General features: G+C 72.6%; 13 protein-coding genes and 1 pseudogene. 7 read left to right on the top strand and 7 right to left on the bottom strand.

Features of this window, described 5'->3' with window-relative positions; translation table 11 throughout:
• Positions 1-378, top strand: a pseudogene (locus QH283_RS11005) (PPE family protein); the annotation flags it as partial.
• Positions 375-1,208, top strand: coding sequence for an ESX secretion-associated protein EspG (locus QH283_RS11000; RefSeq protein WP_280502917.1), 834 nt, complete (start codon positions 375-377; stop codon positions 1,206-1,208). The pseudogene QH283_RS11005 and the gene QH283_RS11000, both read left to right, overlap by 4 nt.
• A gap of 42 nt (positions 1,209-1,250) precedes the next feature.
• Here QH283_RS11000 and QH283_RS10995 read toward each other — a convergent pair whose 3' ends face one another.
• From QH283_RS10995 to QH283_RS10985, 3 genes are all read right to left on the bottom strand, one after another.
• Positions 1,251-1,931, bottom strand: coding sequence for a histidine phosphatase family protein (locus QH283_RS10995; RefSeq protein WP_280502916.1), 681 nt, complete (start codon positions 1,929-1,931; stop codon positions 1,251-1,253).
• Complete coding sequence (gene pheA / locus QH283_RS10990; RefSeq protein WP_280502915.1) at positions 1,928-2,842, bottom strand: prephenate dehydratase; 915 nt, start codon at positions 2,840-2,842, stop codon at positions 1,928-1,930. Before pheA ends, QH283_RS10995 begins: the two co-directional genes overlap by 4 nt.
• 88 nt (positions 2,843-2,930) lie before the next feature.
• Positions 2,931-3,356 (bottom strand): hypothetical protein, encoded by a 426-nt coding sequence (locus QH283_RS10985; protein ID WP_280502914.1) that lies wholly within the window; start codon positions 3,354-3,356, stop codon positions 2,931-2,933.
• 139 nt (positions 3,357-3,495) lie between these two features.
• Between QH283_RS10985 and QH283_RS10980 the strand changes: the two genes are divergently transcribed.
• From QH283_RS10980 to QH283_RS10960, 5 genes are all read left to right on the top strand, one after another.
• Positions 3,496-4,260: a DUF2470 domain-containing protein gene (locus tag QH283_RS10980; protein ID WP_280502913.1), complete on the top strand. Its 765-nt coding sequence runs from the start codon at positions 3,496-3,498 to the stop codon at positions 4,258-4,260.
• 85 nt (positions 4,261-4,345) lie between these two features.
• A complete protein-coding gene (locus QH283_RS10975; RefSeq protein ID WP_280502912.1) occupies positions 4,346-5,215 on the top strand; it encodes a CPBP family intramembrane glutamic endopeptidase in 870 nt (289 codons plus the stop codon).
• Positions 5,216-5,693: 478 nt separating this feature from the next.
• The gene (locus tag QH283_RS10970) at positions 5,694-6,872 is read left to right on the top strand and encodes an LCP family protein (protein WP_432420705.1); all 1,179 of its coding nucleotides are present in this window, start codon (positions 5,694-5,696) and stop codon (positions 6,870-6,872) included.
• Between the two features lie 9 nt (positions 6,873-6,881).
• Complete coding sequence (locus tag QH283_RS10965) at positions 6,882-7,433, top strand: ferritin (RefSeq protein WP_280502910.1); 552 nt, start codon at positions 6,882-6,884, stop codon at positions 7,431-7,433.
• A 123-nt stretch (positions 7,434-7,556) separates the two neighbouring features.
• The gene (locus QH283_RS10960) at positions 7,557-8,108 is read left to right on the top strand and encodes a ferritin (RefSeq protein WP_280502909.1); all 552 of its coding nucleotides are present in this window, start codon (positions 7,557-7,559) and stop codon (positions 8,106-8,108) included.
• A 348-nt stretch (positions 8,109-8,456) separates the two neighbouring features.
• Here the strand turns inward: QH283_RS10960 and QH283_RS10955 are convergent, their stop codons facing one another.
• From QH283_RS10955 to QH283_RS10940, 4 genes are all read right to left on the bottom strand, one after another.
• Positions 8,457-9,377 (bottom strand): DUF5926 family protein, encoded by a 921-nt coding sequence (locus tag QH283_RS10955; RefSeq protein WP_280502908.1) that lies wholly within the window; start codon positions 9,375-9,377, stop codon positions 8,457-8,459.
• 57 nt (positions 9,378-9,434) lie between these two features.
• Positions 9,435-10,202: a glycerophosphodiester phosphodiesterase gene (locus QH283_RS10950; protein WP_280502907.1), complete on the bottom strand. Its 768-nt coding sequence runs from the start codon at positions 10,200-10,202 to the stop codon at positions 9,435-9,437.
• On the bottom strand, positions 10,199-11,203 hold the full coding sequence (locus tag QH283_RS10945; protein WP_280502906.1) for a DUF4328 domain-containing protein: 1,005 nt from the start codon (positions 11,201-11,203) through the stop codon (positions 10,199-10,201). Before QH283_RS10945 ends, QH283_RS10950 begins: the two co-directional genes overlap by 4 nt.
• Positions 11,204-11,350: 147 nt before the next feature.
• Positions 11,351-11,716 (bottom strand): rhodanese-like domain-containing protein, encoded by a 366-nt coding sequence (locus QH283_RS10940; RefSeq protein ID WP_280502905.1) that lies wholly within the window; start codon positions 11,714-11,716, stop codon positions 11,351-11,353.
• Positions 11,717-12,016: the final 300 nt, after the last annotated feature.

The following is a 12,016-nucleotide window of genomic DNA, read 5'->3' as shown; positions in this document are numbered from 1 at the left end:
CCCGCGGGGCTCGCGGGCGCCGGCCTCGCCGCCGGTGTGGGCGGGGCCGGTCTCGCCGCCACCCACGCGGCCACGGTCGGCATCGGCTCCACCGCCCTGCCGAACGGCTCGGTGCAACTGCCCCCGGGCTGGGGTTCGGGCATGCCCGCCGCCTCCGCGCCCGCCGCGGCTTCCACCGATGTGGTCGCCCGTGTCGATTCGGCCGCGGCCCGCCCCGCCGCCGCGGGCAGCCCGCTGCTCGGCCGCACCGCCCAGTCCGGCCAGGACGACGAGGGCGAGCACAAGGCCGCCGACTACCTGCGCGCCGATCACTTCAGCGACGGCAGGGTCGCCGCCGACGGCGTGATCGGCGCCGCCGCGGTGGGGCCGCAGGAGTGAGCGTCCTCGGCGCGGCGGGCGGACCGTCGACGGTGGGCAGCGTTTCGCTCGGACTCGACGAGATGCAGTTCCTGCTGGAGACGCTCGAGTTCGACGAGCTGCCCACGGTGCTACAGGCGATCGGCCGCTACGACAACCGGGCCGACCACGACGCGGCCATGGAGGTCGCCGAGCGTCAGCTGGCCGAGCGCGATCTGCTGATCGACGGGGTGGTGCACCGCGAGCTCGAGGACAGGCTGCGCACCCTGTACCGCCCGCACTGGGTGTTGGCGCTGCGGCTGGTGGTCAACGGTCAGATCAGCAGGCTTGCCCTGGCCAAGGGCGACGATCTGACCGTCGTCGCCCTGCGCGGCCCGTTCTCCTATGTGCTCTCCGAGGTCGACGAGGATCTGCCCGGTCCGCTCGTCGCGGCGCTCGGCCGGGCCGAGCCGCTGGAGATCGAGAGCATGAACGCCGAGACCGAGCTGCTCGCACCCATCTTCGGCGACGCCGGCGATGCCGCCGCAACCGCCGAACGCCTGGCCAAGGTGTGCACCCCGGCCCGCGACGTGCAGGCGCTGGCCTCGGCGCTGGTCGAGATCCATTCGCACACCCAGATCTCGGCGGTGGTCTACGGCGACGGCACCCGCGAGATCTCCGACAGCCACATCGCGGTCTTCGACACCAGGGGCGGGCGCATCGTGCTCACCGCCGCGCCGGCCGACGACGGCACGAAATGGACCTCGATCAGCAGTGGCACCACGGCGCGGTTGCGCACCGCGATCAAGGATCTGATCGCCTCGCTGCCGGAGCGGGAGGAGTTCCCGCAGGTCGTGCCGCCGCCCGTCTGACGGGCGCCCGCCGGGCGAACACGCTGCCGGATCGGCCTCGGTTCAGCCCATCGTCGGCTGGGCCGAGGCCGTTTTCGCGTACTCGAACGGCGGCTCGAACCGGCCCCAGCGCACGCACTCCCAGCCACCGTCCTCGCGGGGCACCAGCTCGATGGTCTCGGTGTTGTCCAGGCGATGGGTCACCGAGAAGGGCGGCGCGATGCCCGCCAGGGTCCTGGCCACCAGACGCATGGCGGCGCCGTGGTTGACCAGCAGCACATCCCCCGCGTGCGAGGACGGGACCAGATAGCGGTCGCGCAGATCCTCGATCACCGGAAGGAAGCGGGCCAGCACATCGGCGCCGGATTCGCCGCCGGGCACGGCGAGGTCGAGTTCGCCGTGATGCCAGGAGCCGTAGATGCGCTGGAAGGTGCGGTGCGCCTCGTCGTCGGACTGCCCCTCCAGATCGCCCGCCTGCACCTCGTGCACGTCGTCGATCGATTCGGCGCGGATGCCGATGGCCTCCTCGATGTAGCTGGCGGTCTGGCGGGCGCGCAGGGCAACGGAGCTGAGCAGCACCGCGGGCGCGGCGGTCAGGCGGGCGCCGAAGTTCTTCGCCTGGGCCGCACCGCGTTCGGTCAGCGGCAGGCCGGGCACCGCGGTGTCGAGCAGCCGGGCCACGTTGCCCTCGGTCTCACCGTGCCGCACCAGGATCAGCCTGCCCGTGGAGCCGGGGGTCGTCATAGATCGGCCACTCCCTTCCGCAGCTGGGTGAGCCACTGCGCCGCTTCCTCGTCCGAGGGCGGCGGCGTGCCGGTCGGTGTGGCCGTCGGCCAGGAGCCGAGGAACCTGATCCGGGAGGTGCGGTGCAGCGCCTTGAGCGCCTCGGCGACCGCGGCATCGTCGATGTGGCCGACACAGTCGAGGTAGAAGCGGTAGTCGCCCATGCCCGTCCGGGTCGGGCGCGACTCGATACGGCTCAGATCGATGCCGCGGGTGGCGAATTCGGCGAAGGCACGCATGAGCGAGCCGGGCACGTTGGGCAGTTCGAGCACGACGGAGGTGCGGTCGGAGCCGGTGGGCGCCGGCGCCACGCACGGGCGGCGGACCAGCACGAACCGGGTGACCGCGCCCTCGTGGTCGGCCACGCCCGAGGCCGCCGCCTCCAGTCCGAGACGCTGTCCGGCCAACGTGGTGGAGACAGCGGCGTCGGCGTGCCCGGCCACCACGTCTTCCGCGGCCGCGGCATTGGACGCCGAGGTGTGGATGCGCACGCCGGGCAGTGTCCGCTCCACCCACTCGCGCACCTGCCCGAGCGCGACCGGGAAGACGGCGAGGGTCCGCACGTCCGACAGCCGGGTGCCGGGGGCCACCAGGATCTCGAAGGCCACGGTGATCTCGGTCTCCGCGACGATCTGCAGGCGCGAGCCGAGCGCGAGCGCGTCGAGCGTGGTGGAGATCGATCCCTCGATCGAGCTCTCGAACGGCACCACGGCGCCCTCGACCGCACCGCTGCGCACCATCTCCAGCGCGGCGGGCGGCGAAGGGGCCGCGACGCGCTCGACCGGTCCGGCGATGACATGGGCGGACTCGAGGTCGGCCAGTGCCATCTCGGTGAAGGTCCCTGATGGTCCGAAGTAGGCGATGTGCGGCACGCCTTCGACTGTATTTGTTTTCCGGGAATCGTGTCTGCGCGGTGTTTGCCTCCCCCGTCCCCGACGGTGTGGACGGGCCGGCGCCGGGTCAGTCGCCCAGGACGGAGAGGCCTTGCCGGACCTGATCGGGCCGCTCGGTCTCGACGGCGAGCAACACTTGGCGGACCGCCTCGATCGCGGCCGGTTTCAGTCCGGTGAGGAAGGCGATGTCGGGCTCGCGCAACGCGGCCCTGATGTCCTCCCCGCACAGCGCCGCGGTGGTGGCGGCGACGATCCCCAGCGCGCGGGCGCCGTCGTCGGTGCGGGCGATGTAGCCGGTGTCCGCGTGGGCGATGCCCGCCAGGAAGTCGGCGACCTCCGCGTCGGGGCGGTCGGCGTCGAGCACCTGGTGCGCAGGCCGGTCGCCGGGCGCGCGGACCAGCCCGGCCACCAGGCTGCGGCGGGCGGGCGGGCTGAGGCCGATCAGGACCGGTTCGCGCGCGGAACCGTCGGCGGCGGGGGATTGCGGTGCCACCCGGTCACGGTAGCGCGCGCTGCCGCGATGCCCGCGGGTAACCGGCATGCGGGAAAGGGTTGCAGATCACGCCCCGCTGACTTAGCTTAGGTTTACCTAAATAGCGGCTCATTCGTGCCGCCGCACCCCGGAGGTCTGCATGCCGACAACACCGACTCTCGCGCCGAGCGCCGCCGAACGTGTGCGCAGTGCGTGTGCGCATGCCGAGACCTCGGTGCTCGCGCTGCCCGGCATCGACCCCACCCCGACCACGGTGCACCACCTGCGCCGCTGCGGGGACGCGGTGATCGCGGTGCCGACCGGCTCGGTGGCGGCGGCACTGGTCGCGAACCACGGCCCGGCGGGCGCCGCCGCGGTGCTCGAACTCACCGACCACGCCCCGCTGCCGCTGCGCGAACCGGTGCGCGCGCTGGTCTGGTTGCGCGGCGTGGTGCGCGCGGTCCCCGAGACCGCGCAGCGGGCGCTGGCCGGCGCGGTCGCCGAGGAGTACCCGCACCCGCAGCTGCTCGACGTCGGCCACGGCGCCACCCTGCTGCGCCTCGTCGTCGGCACCGCCGTGGTCGCCGACGCCACCGGCGCGGAGTCGGTGCCCGCCGCGCAGGTGCGCACGGCGGCGCCCGACCCGTTCTGCCAGCTGGAGGCGGCCTGGTTGCAGCACCTCGACGCCGACCACCCCGACATCCTCGCCCAGCTCGCCCGCAAGCTCCCGCCGCGCCTGCGCACCGGCGACGTCCACCCGCTGGCCATCGACCGCTACGGCCTGACCCTGCGCGTCGAGGGCCACGACGGCGACCACGACGTCCGCCTGCCCTTCAGCGCCCCCGTCGACGACGTGGAGTCGCTCAGCCGCGCCGTGCGCACGCTGGCGGGCTGCCCCTTCCTCAACGGCCTGCGCCACGGGTGAGCGCCGCCGGCCGACCACCACCGGGGCCGTGCGCAGCGCGGCGTGCGGATGCCGCCCGACCTCGGCGCCGCCTAGATTCGACGACATGCCAGCCGCCCCGGACTCCCGCCGCCCCCGGACCGACTCCGCCGCGCGCGCGGCCGCAGCGGCACCCACCGGCCCCGGTGACGCGACCGACCCGCCGCACGACCCCGCGCCCGAACCGACCGACCGCGAGCGCCGTGGCATCAGGATCGAGATCGCGGTGGTCCTGGTCGTCACTTTCGGCCTGCAGGGCGTCAGCGCCGTCCTCTCACTGCTGAACAGCGCCCTGTCTCCCGAGGGCGTGCGTGGCCGGACGGTCGCGCTCAACGCCTCGCGGGCCGAGCACTCGCTCGTCGACCTGCTGTACCAGCTGGTGGGCGTGGCCAGGCTGGCGGGCTGGGCGGCGCTCGGCCTGTACCTGCTGTGGCGCAGCGGAATCGGGCCGCGGCTGGTGGGTCTGGCCAGGCCGAGGCTGCGCGCCGACCTGCCGCCTGGCCTGGTGCTGGCCGCGGTGATCGGGCTGCCCGGGCTCGGGCTGTATCTGATCGCGCACGCGCTGGGGGTGAGCGTGACCATCGTGCCGAGCGCCATCGACGACCACTGGTGGCGGCTGCCGGTGCTGGTGCTCTCGGCCTGCGCCAACTCGGTGGCCGAGGAGGTGCTGGTGGTGGGCTGGCTGCTGACCAGACTGCGCGCGCTCGGCTGGTCGCCGAACTCGGCGCTACTGGCCTCGGCGTTGCTGCGCGGCAGCTACCACCTCTATCAGGGCATCGGCGGCGGCCTCGGCAATGTGGTGATGGGGCTGATCTTCGGCCGCTACTGGCAGCGCACGAACAAGTTGTGGCCGCTGGTGATCGCGCACGCGCTGATCGACGCGGTGGCCTATCTCGGCTATGTCGCCCTGCGCGGCCGGGTGGGCTGGCTGCCCTGACCGCCGTGCACCGCTCACGACCGACGGCGCGGCAGGTGCCAGGCGGTTGCCGGTCGGGCTCGGGGCGCGACACGCCGGGAGATCACCCGTCTGACATGCCGATTTCCGTAACGGGCACGGCCGCCGGGCACGATCCGGTGTAAAACCCCTTTCCCACCTTCGGACAGTAGAGTCGACACTGATGAACGGCGACGACCCCCGCTACCCGCGGACCCGCCGGGTGCCGCCGCCGCAGGCAGTGCCCGGCGTGCCCGCGGGCCCGCCACCCGGCCGCGACCCGCGCGGCGCCGACCCTCGTGGCGGTGATCGCCATGCCCGCCCCGCGCCCGATCCGCGCCGCGGCGGACCCCACCCCGGCAGCCCCCGGCCTGGACCGGCCGATCCCCGCTACGGCGATCCGGCGGCGCGCCGTCCGGGGCGCCCTGGAGGTCAGGGCGGCCCGCCGGGCCCTGCCCCGCGTCAGGTGGAACCCACCCGGGTGTTGCGCCGCGACCAGCAGCCCGGCGAGCAGCCGCTGGCCTGGTCGCAGGCGAGGGAGGAACCGCCGACGGTGGATCGGGGCGGTCGCTGGGCGCCCACCCAGCAGCCCGAGCCGTTCGTCGAACGCTCGCCCGGCCCGCGTGCCGGTGCCACGCGCCGTGCCACTGCGCCTCCGCCGCCCGCCGCGCCCCCGCGCCGTGACGACCCGGCGCCGAGGCCGCGGCGACCGAGGCGCAAGCGCCATCCCTTCCGCTGGTTCCTGGCGTTGCTGCTGGTGCTGCTGATCGGCTCGGTCGCGGGCATCGTCCACCTGGACGGCGAGCTCACCAGGATCGACGCGCTGGCGAACTACGAGGACCGGGTGGGCGACACCCCGGGCACCAACTGGCTGCTGGTCGGCTCGGACGGCCGTTCGGGGCTGACCGCCGAGCAGGAACAGCAGCTGGCCACCGGTGGCGAGGTCGGCCCCGAGCGCACCGACACCATCATGCTGGTGCACATCCCCCGCTCCGGCCCGACCACGCTGGTGAGCCTGCCGCGCGATTCCTACGTGAGCATCCCCGGCCACGGCCGCGACAAGCTCAACGCCTCCTTCGCCCTCGGCGGGCCGCAACTGCTGGTGCAGACCGTGGAGATCGCCACCGGCCTGCGCATCGACCACTACGCGCAGATCGGTTTCGCCGGTTTCGCCGACGTGGTCGACGCCCTCGGCGGTATCGACATCTGCCTGCCGCAGGCGATCGACGACCCGCTGGCCGGCATCGACCTGCCCGCGGGCTGCCAGCGCCTCAACGGGCCGGAGGCGCTGGGTTTCGTGCGCACCCGCGCCACCGCGCTCGCCGACATCGACCGGATGAACAACCAGCGGCTGTTCCTTTCCGCGCTGTTGCAGAAGGCGACCAGCACCTCCACGCTGGTCAACCCGTTCCGGCTGTGGCCGCTGGCCACGGGCACGGCGAAGTCGCTGAAGGTCGACGACGGCGACCACCTGTGGGATCTGGGCAGGCTCGGCTGGGCCATGCGCGGCGACACGGTGGCCACCACCGTGCCGGTCGGCGGGTTCAGCGATGTGGCGGGCAGCGGGAACGTGCTGCTGTGGGACACCGACAAGGCCATCCCGTTCTTCGAAGCGCTGGCCGACGACGAGCAGATCCCGGAGTCGCTGCTGGCGCGGTAGCGTACCGCTATGACCGACAGCACTCTCGCCGAGGTGTTCCCGGTGGCGCTGCGCGACCAGATCCGGCGCGGGTTCACCATCGCCCAGCAGTATCTGGCCTGTGCGGTGTACTTCGACGCGCGGCGGTTACCGCACCTGGCCGCGCAGTGTTACCGGCGGCACGACCGGCACCGGGACAACGCGCTGCGCGGCGTGCGCCATCTGCTCGACCGCGCGATCGAGGTGCGGATCGGCGGGGTGGACGAGCCGCGCTCGGATCTCCGCTCCCCGCGCGCGGCGGTGGAAATCCTGCTCGCCGCCGAGCAGGTGTTCACCGGCACGGCGATCGCGCTGGTCGACACCGCCCGTTCCCAGGGCGATCACCTCGGCGAACAGTTCGCCTCCTGGTTTCTCGAGGAACAGCAGGAGAATGTCGCGGCGCTGACCACGCTGCTCGCGGTATTCGATCGCGAGGAGGGCACGCTGTTCGACATCGAGGAGTTCGTCGGGCGCGACATGCCGGGTCCGGGAAAATCCGGGCCGAGCGGACCGGAAATAGCGGGAGCCGGAAAAGGTATTTAGGTAAGACTATCCTGCGGCCATTTTCCGATTCGCGACAAAGCGCCCTTCGAATTTAGGTTCGGCTGACCTCAATTAGGGTGCGCTTGGATGACAGGCGCTCTGACCAGCATTAATGTCTGGAATATGTCCAGTCATTCGGAGAGCCCGCACAGCAAATTCCACAGCCTGCTGCACGACCAGATCCGCCACGAATTCAACGCCGAACACCAGTACATCGCGATCGCGGTGTGGTTCGACAATGCGGACCTGCCCCAGCTGGCCAAGCGCTTCTACCGCCAGGCCGTCGAAGAGCGCAATCACGCGATGATGATCGTGCGCTACTTCCTCGATCGCGACATCAGCGTCGAGCTGTCCGGCGTCGACGCGGCCAAGTCGCACTTCGAGACCGCGCGCGAGCCGATCGCGCTGGCGCTCGCCCAGGAGCGCACCGTCACCGAACAGATCGTCCGGCTGGCGAGCACCGCCCGCGAGGAGGGCGACTACCTCGGCGAGCAGTTCATGCAGTGGTTCCTCAAGGAGCAGGTCGAGGAGGTGGCCGCGATGACGACGCTGCTCAACATCGCCGACCGCGCCGGGTCGAATCTGTTCGATCTGGAGGATTTCGTGGCCAGGGAGATGAGCGGTGTTCCCGACGCCTCCGGCGCTCCCGCCGCGGCGGGCGGATCGGTCGGCTGACGCACCCGGCCGTCGGGCGCAGCCGACAGGCGAATCCGGCCGGTGCGTACGGCCGTGTTCACAGCGCCGAGGCCAGGGGCGATTCGGCACGACACGGACAAACGACAAGCCCGGCTCGTGGTGGCGAGCCGGGCTTGTGGTGTGTTTCCGACGACGAAGTCGTTACTCGGCGCTCAGCGAGCTGAGAACACCCAGAAGCAGCTGGAGAATCTCCATGACGAACCCTACTTTCCTCATCATCCCCGGGCCGGCTGTCGCGACCCGGTGTCTCCTTGCGGCGACGAGACGAACCTAACACCGCAAGACGTCAGAAAGAAGGGGTTTTCAGAAGATCCTTCCTGGAAATCCTCAGCGCAGTGTGACCTGGCGGGACCGCAGGCCGTCCCTGGACCGGCGCTCGGCGGCGGTCAGCTCGGTGCCCGCCGCCAGCGCCTCCGACAGCCTGGCCTCGAACTCCGCCGCGGGCTTCTCCCACTCGCTCGGGTGCTGCTCGGGATCGAGGTCGAAGACCGGCACCAGCAGGCCGTGTGTGCGGAACGAGCCCGCGAAGCGAGAGCCCTCGCCCAGGTGCAGGCCGCCCGCGGCGTGCAGGCGCGCCAGGGCCGCCATCAGCACGTCCTCGTCCTCCGGGCGCACCCAGCGCACGTGCGCCTTTTCACCCGCGTCCACCCACCAGGCGGCGCCGATCGAGTCCGCGCCCAGCGCCAGCCGCGCCGAGGGCATGACGGCCTGCTTGGCCTGCTCGATGGTGGCCGCGACCTGCGGGTCGGGGGTGACGCCCTCGGGCACCCACCAGTCGAAGTCCTGGTGCACGGTCAGCTCGAGCCGCGCCGCCGGGTCGAGCACATCGGTCAGCTTCGGCCCGCCCGCGATGCTCTCCACCGAGTTCAGCGAATCGCCCGGCTCGGCCGACTGGGTCCACAGGATCGCCGCCGCCAGATACGCCCCGGGTTCGGCGCCGGCGAACTGCGTCTGCGCACCGACATAGCCCACCGGCGGCTCACCCGCGCGCACCAGCGCGGCGACCGCGCCGGGCAGCACCGTGCCGAGCACGACCTCGCGCTCGGCGGCGACCGAGGCCACCAGCGGCAGCGCGCCGGTCGCCGACGGCACGAATTCGCGCAGGGCGACCAGATCGCATTCCGCGGCCAGGCCCTCGAACGGGCGGGTCACGGTCCTGGCTGCCTGCTCCAACGCGGCCTTGCGCTCGGCCAGGCGCTGGGCCCGGTTCCCGCCGGGTTTCGGACTGTTGCGCTTGCTCTTTCCCACGAGCGCACAACCTACACCGCACCCGCGGCCGAACGGGCAATACGCCCGGCGCGCCGATCAGGCGTCGGCGAGCAGCGCCTTGGTGCGCCCTGGATGGTTGGTCGCCACCCAGCTCACGCCCAGCTCGGCGCACAGTTCGACGTCGGCGGCCTCGTCCACGGTCCAGCAGTAGGTGGCCCGCCCGGCCGCTGCCGCCTTGTCCACCAGCTCGGGATGCTCGCGCAGCGTCTTCACCGAGGGACCGACCGCCGTCGCCCCGACCGTGGTGGCCGCGCCACCGCCCAGATAACGCGAGGACTCCCCCAGCAACACCGTCGGCAGCAGTGGCGCCGCCCTGCGGATGCGCCAGACCGCCGTGGCGGCGAAGGACATGACCACCGCGCGGGAGTGATCGGCCGAGGCGGGCGTGGCGATGCCGAAGCGCTGGAGCTCGGCCAGCAGCTTGTTCTCCACCTGCGCGCCGTAGCGGACCGGGTGCTTGGTCTCGATGAACAGCTTCACCGGCCTGCTGCGCCAGTCCAGCACCAGCTCGATCAGCTCGGCGAGGGTGAGCACCGAGGCGGGCTCGCCGTCGGCGCCGAAGTCGAGCTCTTTCAGCTCGGCCAGCGTCATCTCGCTGACCAGGCCGGAGCCCGTGGAGGTGCGGTCGACGGTGCGATCGTGCACGCAGACCAGATGGCCGTCCCTGGTGAGCCGGACATCGCACTCGACACCGTCGGCGCCCTCGTTCAGCGCCAGCTCGTACGCCGCGAGGGTGTGCTCGGGACGCGCCGCGGACGCCCCCCGGTGCGCGACCACGAACGGCGCGCGACTACCCCGGCTCACTTGGCCACGACCTCCTTCTGCGGCCGGTCCTGCGCGGGCGACCGGTCCTGCTCAGCGTTGTCGATCCGTCGATCCTCGGTCATCGCGTCCCCGCGCGCATCCCGGGGTGCGCAACCGGCACGCACCGGCTCGATGACCGGCACCGCCGGGTCGCTGGCGACGACCCATCGCTGCGCCATCCTGACACGCCCGCGCAGGTCCCGGCCCTCGAACAGCCGCAGCACACCGAGGGTCAGCACCGCGACCGCCGCCGCGACGACGTCGGTGCAGGCGGTGAAGACCACGCCGTCGGCCTCGGCCTGCAGCGAGTCGGCGCCGCGCCACAGCAGCGCCGCGACCACCAGCGCGCCGTTGCCCACCCAGGCCGACCACCACAGCCGCACGGCGGGCAGCAGCCGGGGATCGTCGCAGGCGCGCGCGGTCTCGGTGAGGTACACGCCCGGATAGACCAGATTCACCACCGGAACCAGGCAGCCGAAGGCGATGACGAACGGCGAGCGGGGATCGGCCGCGCCGGAGCGGGCGAAGACACTTTCGCGCAGCCGGACCAGCCAGCCCGCGAGGGCGACCGCGGCGGCCAGCGCGCACGCGGCGGCGGCCAGCGAGCTCACCCAGACCGAGACGTCGGAGATCTTCAGCAGCCAGGGATCGATGAGGCGGGTGCGATTGCGCAGCAGGATGAGATAGCGGCCGAGTTCGGCCACCGCGGCGGCGGCGAACAGCGCAGCGGTGAGCACCAGCAGCCGCTCGGCGCGCGGAGCCCACCTCGCCAGTCCGTGCTCGGCCTCCGGCACGGCGGGCGCGGGCACGTCGCGCAGCCCCCAGCGGGGGATCTCCCGGTAGCGCGGCGTCGGGCCGAGCGCGCGCCGGGCGGGGCGGACGGCTCTGCGCGGCCCCCGGTCGGGCTTGCGGGCGACCCAGCGGTAATTGCGGCGCTGCGGCGGCGCGTCGACGGGACCGGGGGACAGCAGTACGCCGCGACACCGCGGGCACCAGTGCATCGGCGACCCGTGAACCGCCCATCGCGCCCCGCAGCGCGCACACGGCTGAACTACCGAACTCACCGCACCACCGAACTCACTCCCACCGGATGCACCGTTCCCGCCCTTCGTCCTCGGTCCGTAGATCGTCGGTCAGTAGATCCTCGGTCAGTAGATTTTCGCCTGCCCGTCTCCCTCGGCGACCAGCGGGCGACCCGCCTGCTGCCAGGCGACCATGCCGCCGTCGCACTGGACCACCTCGAAGCCGACGTGGGCGAGGTACCCGGCCACCTCGATGGAGCGGCCGCCCTGCCTGCAGATCACGTAGATCTCGCTGTCGTAGTCCAGTTCGTCCAGGCGGGCAGGCACGTCCATCATCGGGATGTGGATCGCGCCCGGCGCGTGGCCCTGCCGCCACTCGTCGTCCTCGCGCACATCGAGCAGGATGGCGGGCGGATCCGCCGAGGGTGCGGGCGTGTCGAACGCGCCGGGCACCTCGGCCACCGGGACCGACGGAATCTCCGAGCTCGTCACGTGTTCGATCCTGCCATGTGTCGGCGCGCGCGGGGAGTCGCCTGCGTCGATGGAATCGAGCGGTCCGTGCGCGCCGTCGTCTGCCTGCCTCCGGTACGTTCCCGCTCGCGCGCACAGGGTGGCACCCCGTTCCGGGCGGTCGCGGACACCCGGTGTCGGGGTTGCGGCGGCGAAGTTATCCACAGATTCCACAGCCCGATCCACAGGTGGGAGCACCCGGGCGAGGCCGCGCGGTGGGGCCCGGGCGGGGGGGCCCGGGCCCGGGGGGGGGGGGGGGGGGGGGGGGGCGGGCCGCCGGCA

Origin of the sequence: Nocardia farcinica, assembly GCF_029867845.1 — a bacterium.
Lineage (GTDB): Bacteria > Actinomycetota > Actinomycetes > Mycobacteriales > Mycobacteriaceae > Nocardia > Nocardia farcinica_A.
This window is presented reverse-complemented; position numbering and strand designations above follow the sequence as displayed.